This window comes from Ruminococcus sporogenes (assembly GCF_054655175.1).
Genome location: NZ_BAAHOA010000002.1, coordinates 381,506 through 399,354, shown reverse-complemented (window position 1 = coordinate 399,354; position 17,849 = coordinate 381,506). Strand labels below are relative to the sequence as shown.

The window sequence follows — 17,849 nt, the reverse complement described above, 5'->3', positions numbered from 1 at the left end:
TTTCATAAAATTATAGTAAAATTGTAAATTATTTACATGATAATGTCAATACATAAACATGCTGTTTTAATTGTACTTTTGTGCTGATATAAAATGAAATTTACAAAATATATATAAAATGTGATTGACAGGTAATTACATTTTATGCTATATTTAAAATAAATGAATTGAGGGGCGCGTTATTATGAGAATGGACGAAATAGGCTATCATCACAGACACGACAGATCATTTTATATTGATCGGCCCAATGGAGCCGGCGATTGGCTTTTGCTGATCGTAAAATCTCCCGCTTATTTTCGAATAAACGGCGTAGATATCCGTACTCCTGCAAAGTCCTTTATCATATATACTCCTGAATATCCGGAGTATTATTATCCGGATTGCGACGAATACTATGACGACTGGATTCATTTCGGTCCCGACGACGATGAACTGTCTCTGATAGAGAGCCTTGACATTCCGCTGAACAAGCCGGTCGCTGTTTCTGATATAACAGATATTTCAGCAATTGTAAGAAATATGTGCTATGAACAGTATTCAGCTAATATAAACCGCAAATTTTCAGTAGATTTATATTTTAAACTGCTTCTTTACAAGCTGAATGAAAAGATAATTTATAAAACAGACAGCGTAAAAGTTAATGACAGTGTACATTTTGAAAAACTACTGTGGATTCGCGAGTCAATTTATCGCTGGCCGGGCAGGGAATGGACTTTAGATGAAATGGCAAAGGAACTCTCTCTTAGCCGTTCACGTTTTCAGCATCTGTATTCAGATACCTTTGGAAAAAGCGTTAGTCAGGATTTGATCCAAAGCCGTATTGAAAAGGCTTCGGATATGCTCAGAAAATCCGATCTTACATTAAAGGATATATCGTCTATTTGCGGATATAACAGTGTATCTTACTTTATTAGACAATTTAAAAATGAAACTGGTAAAACTCCGTCAGAATATCGTGGGTTGCCGGAAAATTGCGACTGCGACTGAAAAATATAAGATAAAATATTGATGTGGGGGAGGAAAATATTGGAATGATTATTGATCGATCTAAACGTTTGAGGTTTATAAATTAAAATTTATGATTATATTGATGACCTATTGACTTATTATAATTTTTGTGGTAAAATTATAATGTTATTTGAGAAGATTAATGCTTGAATAATTTTATTTGCTAGTATGGCTCAGATGGTAGAGCAGCGCATTCGTAATGCGCAGGTCGTCGGTTCGAGTCCGACTACTAGCTCCATGCGTTATGCGTAACGTTTGTGTGTATTTTATACATACGGCGTTACTTTTCTTTAATCGGAGGATTTAAAAATATGATCTCATTATTTAAAAAGTCTTTTGCTTGTATTCTTAGCTGTGTTATGCTGACGGCAGTAGCTTGCGGTAATAAGGAAGCGGAAGAAAAAGGGGATTATTTAACTGGGAATAAATGGGAAACAACAAGCGGTATGCTTTTGGAGCTTAGCGATGACAGTAGCTTTAAATGGTTTAAAAGTAAGTCTGAACGTGATGATAATTATTATTCCGGAGAGTATACATTAAAAAGCGGTCAGGACGCTATTGATTTCCTTGAGGAAAGTCATGGACTTCCAGAGGAAAGTCAGCGTTCAGCGCTTGTCCAGTTTGCTATTGAAGAGGACGGCTATTATGCGCTTGTGATGAATAATAAAGAGTGCATTGAAGGCGGAAGCAATACTTTGGAAGAAGAAAACGAAGTGGTTTATTACGGCTATTATTTGCCGGATTATGAAACCTTAAAGCTTTATAATTTGGAAAACCTTAATACTTATGAATTTACAAAAATGTAAAAAACCGGTCTTGTGACCGGCTTTTTTTATTTTGGAAATGTGAATTCTGTGATTTTATAGCTTCCGTCTATAAGTTTTATAGTAAAAACGGAAATTTTATCGTCCATTTCTTTTCCGGTTTCGGGGTCGCTATAATGTGAAACCGCATTATAGCTAAGCTCTGTTTCGTCACCGGAAATAAACTCTAAATCAGTATCTGAATAATATATATTAGTACCTCTTGAAGCGTCGCTGCAATATACGGAACCATTATCCTCGCTGTAACGCTCGTAAATGTATAAATCAGGTTCAGCAAAAACAGTGCAGTATAAGGAGACTATATCGTCGATACTGTTTATTGATGAATCGCTTATCTTGGCAAAGCCGCTTTCGTTTGTTGTGTCATAATCAAGCTTGTAAGGGCAGCTAAGAAGAACCTGACTGTACATGTCCATTCCTTTTTGATAAACGGCGTTAGCAAATTCTACCCTGTCGTTAAAATCTGACGAATCGGTTTTTTCTGTATTATTGCTTTCGGAAGTAAATTCTGTTTGAACATTTTTATCGTTTTCAGACGTTGAAGTATTTTTTTCAGTTTGAATTAACGGCTTTTCTGATTCATTAAATAAATTCGTTTCGTCATTATTTACATTGCTTTCATATGTTTTTGAAGAATCGGTGTTTTCTCTCATTTTATCAGAGCTTTTTTTACATCCGGAAACATTAACGGCGATAATAGCTGATAATAAAACGATTAATGACTTTTTCATATGTTTACTCCTTGTTGTCGGTGATATTAAAGTCAATTTTTCCGCTGTTTACATCTGCTCCTGCACATAATACGCTTACCTTGGTTCCGACGGAGTAAACGGTGTTGCTGAATTCTTCAGTAAGACTGAAAAATCCGTCATAAATATAATTTCCCTCAGGAAGACTGTTTACATGAACCAGACCTTCTACAGTGTTTTCAAGCTCAACGTAAAAGCCGTATTCTGTTACGCTGGAAATAAGTCCTTTAAATATTTCACCTATATGCTGCTGCATATATTCCGCTTTATAGCAGTCCTCGCAATTGCGCTCGATATTCATAGCCCTAATTTCTGTTTCAGTTGAACGCTGAGACGCTTTTTGTACAAAGCCTGAATATCTTTTTATGAGCTTTTCTTTATCATATCCATTTATTATATCGGTGAGAATGCGGTGTATAGCCAGGTCGGGGTATCGTCTGATAGGGGAGGTAAAATGTGCATAATCATCAAGAGCTAATCCGAAATGCCCCTTGGGTTCCGGTTCATATTTTGCCTTGGCCATTGATCTTAAGGTCATCATATTAATAACTGGGTAAAACGGTTTATCCTTTGAGTTTCGTAGAATTTCCGATAAATGCACCGGTTTTGCTTCAGTAAATACAGGTACCTCAACGTTCAGGCGTCTTAATCCTTCCTTTAAATCGTTTATTTTTTCGGGAGACGGAGCTTCGTGAACACGGTAGACAAAGGGAATATCATTTTCATGGGCAGTACGCGCCGCGGCTTCATTGGCTGTCAGCATAAATTCTTCTATAATCATTTCGCTTTTTCCTCTGGTTCTTGGGACGATTTCTCTGCACATTCCGTTATCAATAATAAGCTTGCTTTCAGAAGTCTCTATTTCCGGAGCGCCTCTTTTTCGACGATTTAAAATAAGAATATCTGCAAGCTCGTCCATTAAAAATATCGTATCCTTTAATTCGAAATATTTTTCTTCAATTGCTTTTTCTGCGCTGCCATCGAGAATGCTGTTTATTTCAGAATAAATTCCTTTAACTTTAGAGCAAATAACAGATTTGACGAATTTATAATTGAGAAGTATTCCATCTTTGGAAAGCTCCATTATTGCAGAAAATGTCAATCTGCTTTCATTTGGGTTAAGCGAGCATATTCCGTTGGAGAGTTCCTTTGGAAGCATAGGTATTACCTTATCAGCATAATATATGCTGGTTCCACGTTCAAGAGCTTCTTTATCAAGCTGGCTGTTACCTTTTACATAATGTGAAACGTCTGCTATGTGAACTCCAAGTCTATAACCTGCGGGGATTTTTTCCAGTGAAACCGCGTCGTCAAGATCCTTTGATTCCGCACTGTCAACAGTAAATATTAACTTATCACGCAAATCAAGCCTGTTTTTGAAATCATCCTCCCAGACTCCTGACGCTGCTATTTTTTTTGCTTCAAAAAGAACATTTTCCGGAAATTCCGGTATTACTCCGCTTTCTGAAATAACGGCTTCCGCACAGCTTGAAGCCTTAAGAGCGCTTCCGAAGCTGAAGATTATTTTGGCTTTATGCTCCGCATGACGTTTTCCGCGGAAAATAATCTGTGCCAGTACCTTATCTCCGACTTTATAAACGGCGTCTCCAGGTACAATTCTAACGGGCGTTTTAGACATGGAATCTGCAAGAAAATATTTATTACCGGATTCCTCAATAATTATTCCGGAAAGATTTGACAAAGCTTGCTCCAATACGTCCACAACTTCACCCTCGGGACTTCCCGACCGCGATTGTATATAAGCTGCAAGAACCTTATCTCCAGGCATAGCGCCGCAGAGATATTTACCCGGAATAAATATTTCTTCTTGATTATCGCATCTTTTTATAAAACCGAAAGTACGGTTAAGACGTAAAACTTCTGCCTTAAAATAGCCTAATATGTCTGTTAATACAAAGCCTCTTTTTCTTTCATATATTTCACCCGATACAACAAGAGCGTTTAATGCGTCGTTGAAGTTTCTGCTGTTACCACGATTGCTTCTGCATTTGGCCGCCAGCTCTTTATATGAAATCGGCTTTTTTCCGGATTTAGTAAGAAAAGTAATAATTTTATTCCGGTAATTTTCCGTCGAATATTTATCTCCGTTATTTTTAATTTTTGTTGGTCTGCTCATAATATTTTTTCCTCACATAAAATAAGAAGTCCTGCAAACTCCGGTTATTAAACGGAATCACAGGACGAATTTAAAATTAATCGATAAATTTAGTAATAGCGTTTACTGCAATCGTCAGTATAAAAAACATAATAAGCAAAACCTTTGTAATTTTTCTGAGAATGGCTTCCTTTGTTCTGCCCTCATTCTTTTCATAAAAAGAATCGTTTGCTCCGCCTGTAATAGCCGCCGTCATATTCTGCTGCTGTTTGGAGTCCTGAAGCAGACATAATATAACTGCTAAAAGACATGTTACGATCAGTAAAACTCCGCCGATAATTTCAAAAACGTTCATATTAAGTAATTCCTCCATTATTATAACCTTAATTTATTTCAATTACATTAAGTATAGCATATAATTTTATAAAAATCAATAAATTTTCAAAAAAAAAACAGAATATATTATTTAACTTCAGATAAACTTTATCATGATAAGTTTGTGAATTTTTTATCTTGACTTTTTTATACAAAGTGATATAATGTGTTAGGGAAATTTTGAAAAATGTTATTTTATTCATTAAGTTAGTGAAAGAAGTAATTTTTTCGACTTTTCTTAATCACAAAAAGTGCGACCTGCAATTAATTCGGGTGAACGCTTTAAAGGGAGAGATGATCTTTATGGATTATAGTTATTTATTATCGCTTGCATTGATACTGCTTAGTACCAAGGTTTTTGGACTCGTAACAAAGCGGTTTAAGCTGCCGCAGGTTGTAGGCGCTCTGTTAGCAGGACTTATTCTTGGACCGGCATGCTTAAAAATACTTACGGCAACCGATTTTATAGATGCTGTTTCAGAGCTGGGAGTAATAGTACTAATGTTTTGCGCAGGTCTTGAGGCTGATATCAAAGAGCTTGCCAAAGCCGGAAAAACTTCCTTTGTTATTGCATTGATGGGCGTTTTGGTACCCCTTGGAGGAGGCTTTGTAATAGCTTATTTTTTCAATACTGAAAATGATCTCAGCACAAGTCTGTTTCTGCAGAATATGTTTATAGGAGTAATAATGACGGCAACTTCCGTAAGTATTACCGTTGAAACTTTAAAAGAGCTTGGAAAGCTTTCTACTAAATCGGGCAACGCTATTTTGGGCGCCGCTATAATAGACGATATTCTGGGAATTATTGCTCTTACAATTATTACGTCGTGTGCGGACTCATCAGTAAATATTTGGACAGTTCTTTTAAAAATTGTCGCATTTTTTGTGTTTGCAATTATTATAGGAGTAGGCTTCCATTATGTGTTTAACAAATGGTCCGGAAGTTCGAAAAAGGATCTTCGAAGATTTGTTATTATAGGATTCGTCTTCTGTCTGCTGATGTCTTATTCAGCCGAGAAGTTTTTCGGAGTTGCGGATATAACCGGCGCTTTTGTTGCTGGATTGGCTATGTCAAACGGTCCCAGAGCCACATACCTTACAAACCGTTTTGAAACGCTTTCGTACATGCTGCTTTCGCCTGTATTCTTTGCAAGCATAGGCTTAAAGGTCGTACTTCCCGGCATGGATACTTCAATCATAATTTTCGCAGTTTTACTGTTAATTGTTGCGGTTTTAACAAAAATTATTGGCTGCGGACTGGGAGCTAAGGTATGCGGAATGAAAAACAAGGACGCATTAAGAGTTGGAGTAGGCATGATTTCCCGTGGAGAAGTAGCATTAATCGTTGCCAGCAAAGGAGCAGCCGTAGGACTTATGAACGATAAATATTTTGCGCCTATTGTTATCATGGTTGTGTTTACAACAATAATTACTCCGATTTTATTGAAACTTGTTTATAAAAAGAAAAACTCATCGGATATAGATTCTAAGGGAGATCTTGAAGTAGACAAGTTTACTAAGGGTACTGATTTTGAAAAAGAAGAGCAGCTCAAAGCTCAGATCGCAGAATAAAAATAAAAGTAATGCTATTCATAGTAATACTATCTTATGATTGTAATATTATAATTTATTGACAAATAATAAATATAATGGTATAATATTAATGAAAAATATTATATATAAGGTTGTGTTAAAAATGAATAGGAAAAAAATAATAATAACTACAGCAATTTTAATAAATATGTTAATGTGTTCATGCGGCAGTGAATCAAACAATATTGGAGATTCAGAATTAAAAGCTGAAACGATTGCTGATAATGAGGTTGCTGAAAGCGAAATTATTACTAAGGAAATTGCAGAAGAAAGCATTAAGTCAATTATAAGTGAAGAATCAGATAAAAGTGATTTTGTAATAAGTAAAAATATTTTGATAAGTTATAAGGGCTGCGACAGTCATGTCATTATACCGGACGGTGTAAAGAAAATAGCGGACGGAGCTTTTTGGAGTGTAGATTATATTGAAGCTGTAGAAATACCGGGATCAGTTGAGGAAATTGGAAACGGCGCTTTCTGGAGCTGTGCTGGTCTAAAATACATAAATGTAGCCGAAGGACTTAAAACAATAGGTGATACTGCATTTTGGAGCTGTCCGTCTTTAAAAGATGTCAATCTTCCAAATTCTGTTTCAAAAATTTATGATGCTTCTTTCGCAAACTGCAGTGAGGTTACAATACATGCGCCGGAAGGCTCCTATGCAGAAGAATATGCTTATAACAGACGACTGTCTTCCGATAATATATTTGCAGAGTATAATGACAGCAGTAATGAAAATGTTATTAGAGCTGCACAATATCAATATGAAGAATTTACAAAGTTTGAGATTGCAGATGATATTACTGCAATTGAAGCAAATGCTTTTCAATACTGTAAATCTCTTAAATTTATAGATATACCGTCAAGCGTTAAAAGAATAGGCGGGGATGCTTTTGAATACTGCGAATCTTTAAAATTTGTAAATATTAGTGAAGGTTGCGTTGAAATAGGGGATGGCACATTTGAATACTGTCGTTCTCTTAAAGACGTAAATATTCCGGCAAGCGTTGAGAAAATCAGGGATTCGTCGTTTGATTATTGTGATGAAGATCTGGTTATACATACCCCTAAAGGAAGCTATGCAGAAAAATACGCAAAAGCTAATAATATTAAATTTGATAATAATTTAATTGAAAATTAAATTTTAGATTATAAAAAATACCCGTTCAGATTTATCTGAACGGGATTTTGATGAAAAAAAGTAGAGGGGAAATCTTTTAAAAGATTACTTATAAAGTATATACCATAAATTTACAAAAATCAATAGATTTCCGGATTGTTTACAAAATGTTTACATTTAACCGTTTTATTTTATAACTACCTTATGAAATACCTTTTTCCCCTTTTTTATAATAGCTTTATTTTCTTCAAAGCTGATTTGCTCTGAAGGATCCATAATCTTTACATCATTTATTGAAATTCCGCCCTGTTGAACAAGTCTTCGCCCTTCGCCGTTAGATGAAGCAAGTCCGGTTTTTACAAGCAATGTTAGTATTCCGATCTTCCCTTCGGAAAGATCATTACATTCAAGTTCGGTCGTCGGCATATCGTCGCTAATTCCTCGTCCTGAAAAGATAGCTTTAGCAGCCGTATCGGCTTTTATTGCTTCATCTTCTCCATGAACCAGTTTTGTCAGCTCAAAGGCAAGTATCTCTTTAGCCTTATTCAGAGCCGCACCCTGTAATGTTCTTTCCATTTCCTCTATTTCTTCAATTGAAATAAAAGTAAGCATTTTAAGGCATTTTATTACATCAGCGTCAGAAACATTCCGCCAGTATTGATAGAAGTCATACGGAGATGTTTTTTCGGGATCAAGCCATACGGCGCCCTTTTCTGTTTTTCCCATTTTCTTTCCTTCAGAGTTAAGAAGCAGGGTTATTGTCATAGCGTAAGCGTCTTTGCCGAGCTTCTTTCTGATAAGCTCTGTACCGCCCAGCATATTTGCCCATTGATCGTCTCCTCCGAACTGCATATTGCAGCCGTAGTCCTTGTATAGCTTATAAAAATCATAGCTCTGCATTATCATGTAATTAAATTCAAGGAAAGTAAGACCTCTTTCCATTCTCTGCTTGTAACATTCAAATGTCAGCATTTTATTAACGCTGAAGTGAGCTCCTACCTCTCGTAGTACGTCTATATAATTTAAATTCATCAGCCAGTCGGCATTATTTACTACAAGAGCTTTATTGTCGGAAAAGTCAATGAATCTGCTCATTTGTTTTTTAAAGCATTCAACGTTATGATTGATGGTTTCAGTTGTCATCATTTTCCTCATATCAGTTTTTCCTGATGGATCTCCTATCATGCCCGTTCCGCCTCCAAGAAGAGCTATAGGTTTATTTCCAGCCATCTGTAGTCTTTTCATAAGGCATAAAGCCATGAAATGACCAACGTGCAGTGAATCGGCAGTAGGATCAAAACCTATATAGAACGTAGCCTTTCCGTTATTTATAAGCTCTTTGATTTCTTCCTCGTCAGTAAGCTGAGCTATTAGACCTCTTCTTTTCAGTTCTTCAAATAAAGTCATTATAAATCTCCATTCTGCTGCTTAGTGTTAATAAAATCGAGCTTGAAAACCATGTAAGCAGCAAATCATGGTTTTATAAATGCGGTTAATAACATCCTTACGCTGATTCTTCTGCTTTAATCGGATTGTTTAATTTGAGCTCCAATTCATAAGCTGTCGGTATAAATCCGAATGAGGAATATAAGTTGACGGCGTCATAATTTTCATAGCAAACTCTAAGATCTATTGAATTACAATTGCATTTTTCTGCATATTTTTTTATCCATTCAAGCAACTGTGTTCTTATTTTGCATGATTCATATTCTTCATCAGCGGCTAACCGCTCAATTACGCACTTTTTATTTCGTTCCATATCGTTTCTGCCGACAAAAATGAAAAATTTACTAAATCCTTTAATTACGTTATTATCCTCATAAACGATTATCTTATATTCCTTGGCTGTATAACCCTTTGAGGTTCTTGTATAAAATCTTTTTTTCGGGAGTTTTGGATAAACGGACCGCATTTTAGCACGCTGTCCGCATAGTCTTATTATTTTGGATACATCCGATTTTTTCGCTTTTCTTATCATTTTATTTACCTCACATTCTTATTTTATCTTGAATGTAAAGCATATATGATGAAATCTGTTCCAGATTTCACGGATAACACCCCCTTTTATAGTTTGATAATCAAAAAGTCCTCTGAAAGCAACGTTGCTTCCAGAGGACGATAATTTACCGTGGTACCACCTCAATTTACCGAAATAAATCGGCCTTTGAACGCTGTAACGGGCGTTCCCGTAACTCCCTACTTTAGTTTCGGAAATTAAGCTCAGGGGCGTATTCACTTTTAATCGGTTACCTTTTTACACCGCGCAAAGGCTCTCTGAAAACCTGATTACAAGTTACTATTCCCATCATTGCTTTTTTTGTATCATATCATAAAATTATGTAAATGTCAAGTATTCAGACACCATAATTTTTTCTGTATTCAAGCATTTTATCCAAATATTCCATACCTGGAATAACGCCGTTTTTTATCGCGTCTATAATATCCTCGATAGTAACTATGGAATATACATCAATACCGAAATCATTTTTTACCTCCTGAACGGCCGAAAGCTCGCCCTTTCCTTTTTCCATACGGTCAACAGAAATAATCAGAGCAGTTATATCTACGTCTGCCTGAGATTTTAATAACGGCAGGACGGCTCTTATAGCGGTGCCGGCAGTAATAACGTCTTCAATAATTGCAATTTTTTCTCTGTCCTGGAATTTTTTTCCTACTATTACTCCGCCTTCGCCGTGATCCTTAGCTTCCTTTCTGTCAAATGCATAATTTACATCGATGCCGTATTTATTTGACAGGGCAATACTGCACGCGGCGGCCAGCGGTATCCCTTTATATGCGGGGCCGAAAAGCGTGTCTGCCTGTACGTTGTTTTCCTTTATGCACTGTGCGTAATATTCTCCCAGTCTGGCAAGCTGAGATCCGGTATTATAATTGCCGGTATTTACGAAATAAGGAGCCTTCCTTCCGCTTTTCAAGGTGAATTCGCCAAATGTAAGCACTCCGCTTTCTACCATAAATTTTATAAAGCTTTCTTTGTAATTCATATTTTACCTCCCTATATTTTCAAGCTCATTGAGCCATATATCAGCATTTGCGTCACTGGGCATTCTGAAATCTCCCCTTGGCGATAGCGTAACGCTTCCTACCTTCGGACCGTCCGGCAGACATGAACGTTTAAACTGCTGAGAGAAAAATCTTTTATAGAATATTTTTTCCCATTTTAATATAACGGCGTCCTCATAAACGTCTTTAAAAGCATGTCTCGCTATTCTGAAAATTTTCTTAGGTGAAAATCCGAATCTTACCATGTAATATAAAAAGAAATCGTGAAGCTCATAGGGTCCGATAAGATCCTCAGTTTTCTGAGATATATTTCCGTTTTCTGGCGGAAGCAGTTCAGGGCTTACCGGAGTGTCCAAAATGTCGAGCAGTACGTTTTTTAAGCTTTTATCCGACGAGCATGCCTCATAATTAATAATATATTTAATAAGAGTCTTGGGGATAGACGCGTTTACCGCATACATTGACATATGATCTCCGTTGTAAGTCGCCCAGCCAAGTGCCAGCTCGGACAAATCTCCTGTTCCGATAACAATTCCGTTGGATTGGTTTGCAATGTCCATCAATACTTGAGTACGTTCACGCGCCTGGGAGTTTTCGTAGGTAACGTCATGATTGCTTTCATCGTGACCTATATCTTTGAAATGCTGTAATACGCTTGTTCTGATGTTTACCTCACGAAGCGTAACATTATAAGCGTCGGCCAGTCGGCATGCGTTTTGATAAGTTCTGTCGGTTGTCCCGAAACACGGCATAGTTACCGCCGTTATATTCTTAGTATCTAAATTAAGCATTTTGAAAGCTTTAACGGTTACTATGAGAGCCAGCGTTGAATCGAGGCCGCCTGAAAGTCCGAGAACAGCGTTTTTAGCTTTAATGTGCTTTAAACGGCTCATTAGACCGACAGACTGTATGTTAAGTATTTCCGTACATCTGTTGTTAAGGGACGATTTTGACGAGGGTACAAAGGGAAATCTTGAAAATTTACGAGTCAGCTTTGTTTCAACAGGCTGCATAGAAAATTTATTAATTGTATATCCGTTGTTAGTATAGCTGCAGGTATTGCTTTTCCAGCGTTCTCCGGCGGTTTTCAATACGTCTGTATCCGCTGTAATCATGCCGTTTTCAAATAAAGAGGACTCAGATAAAATCTTTCCGTTTTCTGCGATTATATTATGACCGCTGAAAACCATGTCGGTAGTTGATTCGCCGATTCCTGCGTCCGTATATGCATATATACAAAGAAGACTTCCGGATTTGGCTTTTACAATAGTACGCCGATAATCAGCTTTGCCGATTATTTCATCGCTTGCTGAAAGGTTGAAAATCATTGTAGCTCCGCTTTCTGTCAGCTTTACAGAAGGTGTTGTTCCAACCCAGAGGTCTTCGCATATCTCAACGCCAAAAGTGAATTCAGGCATTTCCTCACACTGGAATATCTGATTTATACCGAATGGTACGATTTTGCCTTTTAAATTCATATTTTCAATTTTTTCTATTCCCTGTGCAAAATGGCGCGCTTCATAAAATTCGCTGTAATTTGGTATATTAGATTTAGGAACAATACCCAGAATATCGCCCTTGTAAATAACGGCAGCACAGTTATATAGGCTGTTCATGAAAGCGCATGGAAAACCTACTATTGATATAATATCCAGTGATTTAGTGTCCTCTGCTATTTTGATTACGCTGCTTTCAGCTTCGTTTAAAAGAGATGACTGTAAAAACAAATCACCGCAGGTATAGCCTGTGATTGATAATTCCGGAAAAGAGCATATTTTTACACTGCTGTTGTAAGCGTTAGTAATTGCCTCTGTTATTTTATCGCTGTTATAACGGCAGTCCGCAACTTTAAGCTTCGGCGATATGCAGGCAATTTTAATAAAACCGTCTTTCATAAAATTTCAGGCTCATTAGAGCCTCTCCTTTCAGTGAATAACTATATATTATTATACATTAACTTAAGTTTTAGTTCAAGACTTTTTGGAAAATATTTGTTTCCGCAAATATAATATAACGGTTAAAATAATTATAATGCAGGAGGGAAAAATTATAATATCCCCCAAGTGGGTATATATAGAATTTTCGCTTATCATATAAAACGTATCCTCAATAATCGCTTCGTTGTTATAATCAGTTTCTGATTTGATTTCTCCGCAGTTGCTTATAACCGAAGATATACCGGTATTGGTAGAAGTAAGAATATATCTGTTGGTTTCAACAGCTCTTATAATTGAGTGAGTATGATGCTGGTAAAGCGGTAACCGCTCTCCAAGCCATGAATCATTAGTAAGAACAGTTATTACTTCTGCTCCGGCCTTAACGCAGTCGACCGACGCTTCTGGAAACACTGACTCAAAGCAAATAGCGCAGCCTATATTTCCGTTTTCTGTATTTATGATACTGCATTCCTCTCCTGGAGAAAAATTTGTGGAGGTAAATTGAAATTTAAATAATTTAAATGGATTATATTCTCCGAACGGTACAAGTATCCGCTTGAGGTATATAGCGGAATCCTTATTGTCAGGATAAAACGCCATACATGAATTATAATACTTGCCATCGTCGTTGTATTGCGTGCCAAATAGAATAATTACTCCGTAATCATTGCATATATCCGATAATCTTGTTTTCAATTCGGGTTTTACATAAATATCAGAATGCATTGCTGTTTCAGGAAATAAAATATAATCTGTGTCCTTATCAATACTGCCGTATATCATTGAAATATATTTATTCAGTATATCCTCGGAAGAGCTGCTGAATTTGGTTTCTTTTGGATAATTGCCTTGAATTATCATAACGTTTAAAGCTTCAGCGTTATGAAATTTATTTTTATTCAGATAATTTGCCCCGTATATTAAATTTGTTATTGTTATTGCCAATACGGCCGATGTATAAATAAACTTCCTGTTAAGCTTAATTTTAATAAAAATTAAAGCCGCTGCGGAATTGATAAATAAAATGATAAGGGAAATAAATAAGCCTCCGAAAACTGACGCTGACTGTATAAATACGGTAAACGGCGAAGCTATATTTACAATTCTTACCCATGGAAAAGCTATGGGGATAAATTGTCCTTGAAGCCATTCTCCGAAAATGTATAAAAATGGTAATGTTACGCATTTATAAAAAACGGAAAATTTATAACATTTAAAAATGTATAGCGGCAGGTTGAGTAAGAAGGATAATAAAAGAGAAAGAGCTGAAATTATAATAATTGAAATAATCAGCCTTAAAATTATTATATCCGTTATAGCAGAAGTAATATTTGAAATCCAGCATAACGATGTAAAATAAAGTGATATTGAGTAAATAAATGATTTATATAATTTATAATCAATTAAAATTGAATAAATATAAGGCGATATTGATAAAAATATGAGAAATGAAAGCTTTTCTCCGCTGTATGCAAGACCTGTAGCAATACCTGAGATCAAGGGCATTATTATATTGACTGTAATTATTTTATTAGATTTCATAGTTTAAAATATAAATTTTTCAATATTTTTGCTCCTTACAGCAATTTATATATTATATAATAAACAGATTGTGCAGAATTATGCATTTTATACTAAAACGGTAAACTCGGTTTTCCCGCTTTTAACGGCTTTTTAATAAAAACAAATTAATACTTGCTTTTTTGTGGATTTTGTTGTATTATATTATTGTATCGTAGGATGGAGGAGCAGTTGTTATATGAAACTGATTTCTGTTGTAGTTCCTTGTTATAATGAACAGGAAGTATTGCCGCTGTTTTATAATGAGATTAATAAAGTTATAGCTCAGATGCAGTCTGAATATGATGATCTGGAATTTGAACTTTTGTTTATAAATGACGGTTCTAAGGATAATACGTTAAAAATGCTGAGAGAGCTGTCTGCCAGTGATAATCGCGTCAGATATATATCGTTTTCCAGAAATTTCGGCAAAGAGGCGGGAATGTTTGCCGGAATGGAGAATTCAAAGGGCGATTACGTTGTGGTTATGGACGCCGATCTTCAGCATCCGCCTAAATTTATTCCTCAGATGTATAAATATGTAAGCGAGGAAGGATTTGACTGCGCGACGACAAGAAGAGTCAGCAGAAAAGGCGAGTCAAAAATACGTTCATGGTTTGCAATGAAATTTTACAAAATAATGAATAAGATATCGCAGACTGAAATCGTCGACGGCGCTCAGGATTTTCGCTTTATGACTCGTAAAATGGTTGACGCAGTTCTTTCAATGAAGGAATATAACCGTTTTTCAAAGGGTATTTTCAGTTGGGTAGGATTTAATGTAAAATATATTGAATATGAAAATGTGGAACGCGCTGCGGGAACAACCGCATGGTCCTTCTGGAAGTTGTTTTTATATTCCCTTGAGGGAATATTCGCATTTTCAACGGCTCCGCTTGCTCTTGCGTCGTTACTTGGTGTTTTAAGCTGTCTTATCGCATTTATCTGGATAATTGCAATAATAATAAAAACAATTGTATTCGGAGAAAGCGTGCAAGGATTTCCGACTATAATGTGCGCCATATTTTTTGTCGGAGGGTTACAGCTTTTTTGTACAGGTATTCTTGGACAGTATTTGTCTAAGACATATTTGGAAACAAAGCGCAGACCGATTTATATTATAAGTGAAACAGAGGAAAGCTTCAACGGAAGCATTAAAGAAAATGAAGAAGATTAGAAGCGTTTCAATTTCCTCAAAAAAATTTCCGTCAGGAAAATATATAAAGCTTATTATAGTGTTTTTAATGTCGGCGCTTGTTATTATGGCTCTGATTCTTATTAAGGTGTATTTTGACGTTAATAAGAAAAACATGGAGAAGGAATCGTCTAATAATAATATTACTATGCAGAATTATGGAAGCTATCAGGGCTTTGAGGTTTTTGAGGATGAAAACGGTTTGCTTGGCGTGGTTAATAACGACAGGGTTATAATAGACGCGGCATGGGAAAATGTTTTTATATTATCTGAGAATCGGTTTATCGTCGGTAAGAGAATTGCCGATACCAAAAAAATGGGAATTATTGATTTATATGGAAATATAGTTAGTCCGTTTATTTTTTCAGAATTTAGATCTCTCGGCAATGATTTTATCGGCGGCTTTACCGGAAATGGAAATGAATTCTTTTTATTTGATAGGTACGGCAATGTCCAGTATAACAAGCTTTGGGACAGCTATGAATATGACGGCAGTATAATAACTCTCGGCAGCGGCGGCGATTTATTCAGCGGAGAAATTACTGACAAGGGCTTCCGGTTTAATAATATTGATCTGGTTAGAAAAGTTAATAATGTAGGTATTACAATAAATTTTTCAGGATCTGAAAAGATAAATAAGGTAGGGGTTGAAAATATTTTACGAACGGCAGATATTATCTGTGGATATCTTCAAGCTCTTGTTAACGGAAATATGGAGAATATATCCGACCTTACGTCTGAGCAGTATTTTCAGTCCTTATCGTCAAATAATTTTTTTGAGGGCTGCAATTTAAATAGTATTTCAGATTTCAGTTTTGAGATAAAGCAGGAAAAATCTAAAATATCGTATGATGTCAGTATTCTGGCGAATTATAATTATAAAAATAAGAATATAGAAATAAACGGTATATCTTCTGAAATAATTTTTAATATGGTTTTTGATGAAAATAATAGGCTTATTTTAAAAAGTATAAATAAAACTGAATTATAAATAACGGCAGCGGCCGCTAATTATAAAAATTTTATATTATAAGGTGGAATTATGAAAAAGGTTGCTATTATTATGGGAAGCGACAGCGATTTCCCGATTGTAAAAAACGCTGCAATGAAGTTGAAGGAATTTAATATTCCATATGAGATTCATGTAATGTCAGCACACAGAACGCCGATTCAGGCGGCAGAATTTTCTTCCGATGCTCAGAAGAATGGATTTGGAGTTATAATTGCGGCTGCCGGCAAAGCGGCTCATTTGGCGGGAGTGATTGCGGCTCATACTGTTTTGCCCGTAATTGGATTGCCTATAAAATCTTCTACATTAGACGGACTTGACGCGCTTCTTTCAACCGTTCAGATGCCAAGCGGAATTCCCGTCGCTACCGTAGCTATTGACGGCGCGGCTAATGCGGCTATTCTTGCTGCGCAGATTCTGGCATTGTCGGATCAGGATCTTTCAAAAGCTTTGAGCGATATGAAAACAAAGATGTCTGACGAGGTAGTGCAAAAGGATAAAAAGCTTACTGAGGAAATTGAAAATTTGCTTAGTTAAAGCGTCTATATTGATTGACGTTCGCCGTTTAAAGGCGACAGCTTATAAATCAGCCGTGTATATCGGCGGAATGGAGAAAGAAATGGAAAACATAGTAAAAACTGAACAGCTTTATGAGGGTAAGGCAAAAAAGGTTTATGCAACAAATGATCCTGACTGCGTTATTGTAGATTACAAGGACGACGCAACCGCTTTCAACGGCGAAAAAAAGGGTACTATCGTCGGCAAGGGCGTTATTAATAATAAAATGACTAATTATATGTTTGGTCTTTTGGAAAAGCAGGGCATTCCTACCCACTTGGTTAAAGAAATAAGCGACCGCGAAACAATTGTAAAAAAGGTTGAAATTGTTCCTCTTGAGGTTATTGTCAGGAACGTTGCTGCGGGAAGCTTTTCCAAGAAACTTGGTATACCGGAGGGTACTGCTCTGAAACGGCCTACTCTTGAATTCAGCTATAAAAATGACGATCTGGGAGATCCGTTTATTAATAAATATTATGCGTTAGGTCTTGATTTAGCAACCGAAGAAGAAATAAACGTTATTACTGAATATGCTTTTAAAATAAATGACTTTATGATAAAGTTTTTTAAGGATGTTAATATTGATCTTATAGATTTTAAGATTGAATTCGGAAGATTCCACGGAAAAATAATTCTTGCTGATGAAATATCTCCGGATACATGCCGTTTCTGGGACAGCACAACTCATGAGAAGCTTGATAAGGACAGATTCAGACGAGACATGGGCGGTGTTGAGGAAGCTTATCAGGAATTAATGAAGAGAATTATGGGAGCATAATA

The 17,849-nt window shown here is 36.2% G+C and carries 16 protein-coding genes, 1 tRNA gene and 1 other annotated feature; of the genes, 9 read left to right on the top strand and 8 right to left on the bottom strand.

The features are described from left to right. Positions 1 to 184 precede the first annotated feature (184 nt). The 3 genes from ACYQ0N_RS08345 (at position 185) to ACYQ0N_RS08335 (ending at position 1,815) form a co-directional block, all read left to right on the top strand. Positions 185 to 988 carry an AraC family transcriptional regulator gene (locus ACYQ0N_RS08345; protein WP_177533151.1) on the top strand — a complete coding sequence of 268 codons (804 nt, stop codon included), beginning with the start codon at positions 185 to 187 and terminating at the stop codon, positions 986 to 988. A gap of 183 nt (positions 989 to 1,171) precedes the next feature. Further along, a tRNA-Thr gene (locus tag ACYQ0N_RS08340) sits at positions 1,172 to 1,247 on the top strand. A 73-nt stretch (positions 1,248 to 1,320) separates the two neighbouring features. Next, positions 1,321 to 1,815 carry a hypothetical protein gene (locus tag ACYQ0N_RS08335; RefSeq protein ID WP_177533150.1) on the top strand — a complete coding sequence of 165 codons (495 nt, stop codon included), beginning with the start codon at positions 1,321 to 1,323 and terminating at the stop codon, positions 1,813 to 1,815. 26 nt (positions 1,816 to 1,841) lie between these two features. Here ACYQ0N_RS08335 and ACYQ0N_RS08330 read toward each other — a convergent pair whose 3' ends face one another. The 3 genes from ACYQ0N_RS08330 to secG form a co-directional block, all read right to left on the bottom strand. Beyond that, complete coding sequence (locus ACYQ0N_RS08330) at positions 1,842 to 2,564, bottom strand: hypothetical protein (RefSeq protein WP_177533149.1); 723 nt, start codon at positions 2,562 to 2,564, stop codon at positions 1,842 to 1,844. A gap of 4 nt (positions 2,565 to 2,568) precedes the next feature. Further along, complete coding sequence (gene rnr, locus ACYQ0N_RS08325) at positions 2,569 to 4,719, bottom strand: ribonuclease R (protein ID WP_177533148.1); 2,151 nt, start codon at positions 4,717 to 4,719, stop codon at positions 2,569 to 2,571. 76 nt (positions 4,720 to 4,795) lie between these two features. Then, complete coding sequence (secG, locus tag ACYQ0N_RS08320) at positions 4,796 to 5,053, bottom strand: preprotein translocase subunit SecG (RefSeq protein ID WP_177533147.1); 258 nt, start codon at positions 5,051 to 5,053, stop codon at positions 4,796 to 4,798. A gap of 323 nt (positions 5,054 to 5,376) precedes the next feature. On the opposite strand from secG, the gene ACYQ0N_RS08315 reads away from it, so the two are divergent. Further along, positions 5,377 to 6,645 (top strand): cation:proton antiporter, encoded by a 1,269-nt coding sequence (locus ACYQ0N_RS08315; protein WP_177533146.1) that lies wholly within the window; start codon positions 5,377 to 5,379, stop codon positions 6,643 to 6,645. Positions 6,646 to 6,769: 124 nt separating this feature from the next. Next, the gene (locus ACYQ0N_RS08310) at positions 6,770 to 7,807 is read left to right on the top strand and encodes a leucine-rich repeat domain-containing protein (RefSeq protein ID WP_460162409.1); all 1,038 of its coding nucleotides are present in this window, start codon (positions 6,770 to 6,772) and stop codon (positions 7,805 to 7,807) included. Positions 7,808 to 7,972: 165 nt separating this feature from the next. On the opposite strand, the gene tyrS is transcribed toward ACYQ0N_RS08310, so the two are convergent. From tyrS to lnt, 5 genes are all read right to left on the bottom strand, one after another. Beyond that, complete coding sequence (gene tyrS, locus ACYQ0N_RS08305; protein WP_177533144.1) at positions 7,973 to 9,193, bottom strand: tyrosine--tRNA ligase; 1,221 nt, start codon at positions 9,191 to 9,193, stop codon at positions 7,973 to 7,975. Between the two features lie 97 nt (positions 9,194 to 9,290). Beyond that, positions 9,291 to 9,764 (bottom strand): GNAT family N-acetyltransferase, encoded by a 474-nt coding sequence (locus ACYQ0N_RS08300; RefSeq protein WP_177533143.1) that lies wholly within the window; start codon positions 9,762 to 9,764, stop codon positions 9,291 to 9,293. A 130-nt stretch (positions 9,765 to 9,894) separates the two neighbouring features. Continuing rightward, positions 9,895 to 10,104: a binding site (T-box leader), on the bottom strand. A 36-nt stretch (positions 10,105 to 10,140) separates the two neighbouring features. Next, positions 10,141 to 10,791 (bottom strand): orotate phosphoribosyltransferase, encoded by a 651-nt coding sequence (gene pyrE / locus ACYQ0N_RS08295; protein ID WP_177533142.1) that lies wholly within the window; start codon positions 10,789 to 10,791, stop codon positions 10,141 to 10,143. Positions 10,792 to 10,794: 3 nt separating this feature from the next. Further along, a complete protein-coding gene (locus ACYQ0N_RS08290; protein WP_177533141.1) occupies positions 10,795 to 12,705 on the bottom strand; it encodes an NAD(+) synthase in 1,911 nt (636 codons plus the stop codon). 75 nt (positions 12,706 to 12,780) lie between these two features. Next, complete coding sequence (lnt, locus tag ACYQ0N_RS08285; RefSeq protein WP_460162611.1) at positions 12,781 to 14,190, bottom strand: apolipoprotein N-acyltransferase; 1,410 nt, start codon at positions 14,188 to 14,190, stop codon at positions 12,781 to 12,783. Between the two features lie 316 nt (positions 14,191 to 14,506). Between lnt and ACYQ0N_RS08280 the strand changes: the two genes are divergently transcribed. From ACYQ0N_RS08280 to purC, 4 genes are all read left to right on the top strand, one after another. Next, complete coding sequence (locus ACYQ0N_RS08280; protein ID WP_177533139.1) at positions 14,507 to 15,484, top strand: glycosyltransferase family 2 protein; 978 nt, start codon at positions 14,507 to 14,509, stop codon at positions 15,482 to 15,484. Beyond that, complete coding sequence (locus ACYQ0N_RS08275; RefSeq protein WP_177533138.1) at positions 15,471 to 16,493, top strand: hypothetical protein; 1,023 nt, start codon at positions 15,471 to 15,473, stop codon at positions 16,491 to 16,493. The genes ACYQ0N_RS08280 and ACYQ0N_RS08275 overlap by 14 nt, the downstream gene beginning before the upstream one ends. A gap of 51 nt (positions 16,494 to 16,544) precedes the next feature. Continuing rightward, complete coding sequence (gene purE, locus ACYQ0N_RS08270) at positions 16,545 to 17,048, top strand: 5-(carboxyamino)imidazole ribonucleotide mutase (protein WP_177533137.1); 504 nt, start codon at positions 16,545 to 16,547, stop codon at positions 17,046 to 17,048. Positions 17,049 to 17,130: 82 nt separating this feature from the next. Continuing rightward, positions 17,131 to 17,847, top strand: a complete 717-nt coding sequence (gene purC / locus ACYQ0N_RS08265; RefSeq protein WP_460162610.1) for a phosphoribosylaminoimidazolesuccinocarboxamide synthase — start codon at positions 17,131 to 17,133, stop codon at positions 17,845 to 17,847. The last annotated feature ends 2 nt before the right edge of the window (positions 17,848 to 17,849 follow it).

Coding starts and splice junctions, on each gene's coding strand:
- ACYQ0N_RS08345 (WP_177533151.1), top strand. CDS start 185: ATGAGAATGGACGAAATAGGCTATCATCACAGACACGACAGATCATTT.
- ACYQ0N_RS08335 (WP_177533150.1), top strand. CDS start 1,321: ATGATCTCATTATTTAAAAAGTCTTTTGCTTGTATTCTTAGCTGTGTT.
- ACYQ0N_RS08330 (WP_177533149.1), bottom strand. CDS start 2,564: ATGAAAAAGTCATTAATCGTTTTATTATCAGCTATTATCGCCGTTAAT.
- rnr (WP_177533148.1), bottom strand. CDS start 4,719: ATGAGCAGACCAACAAAAATTAAAAATAACGGAGATAAATATTCGACG.
- secG (WP_177533147.1), bottom strand. CDS start 5,053: ATGAACGTTTTTGAAATTATCGGCGGAGTTTTACTGATCGTAACATGT.
- ACYQ0N_RS08315 (WP_177533146.1), top strand. CDS start 5,377: ATGGATTATAGTTATTTATTATCGCTTGCATTGATACTGCTTAGTACC.
- ACYQ0N_RS08310 (WP_460162409.1), top strand. CDS start 6,770: ATGAATAGGAAAAAAATAATAATAACTACAGCAATTTTAATAAATATG.
- tyrS (WP_177533144.1), bottom strand. CDS start 9,193: ATGACTTTATTTGAAGAACTGAAAAGAAGAGGTCTAATAGCTCAGCTT.
- ACYQ0N_RS08300 (WP_177533143.1), bottom strand. CDS start 9,764: ATGATAAGAAAAGCGAAAAAATCGGATGTATCCAAAATAATAAGACTA.
- pyrE (WP_177533142.1), bottom strand. CDS start 10,791: ATGAATTACAAAGAAAGCTTTATAAAATTTATGGTAGAAAGCGGAGTG.
- ACYQ0N_RS08290 (WP_177533141.1), bottom strand. CDS start 12,705: ATGAAAGACGGTTTTATTAAAATTGCCTGCATATCGCCGAAGCTTAAA.
- ACYQ0N_RS08280 (WP_177533139.1), top strand. CDS start 14,507: ATGAAACTGATTTCTGTTGTAGTTCCTTGTTATAATGAACAGGAAGTA.
- ACYQ0N_RS08275 (WP_177533138.1), top strand. CDS start 15,471: ATGAAGAAGATTAGAAGCGTTTCAATTTCCTCAAAAAAATTTCCGTCA.
- purE (WP_177533137.1), top strand. CDS start 16,545: ATGAAAAAGGTTGCTATTATTATGGGAAGCGACAGCGATTTCCCGATT.
- purC (WP_460162610.1), top strand. CDS start 17,131: ATGGAAAACATAGTAAAAACTGAACAGCTTTATGAGGGTAAGGCAAAA.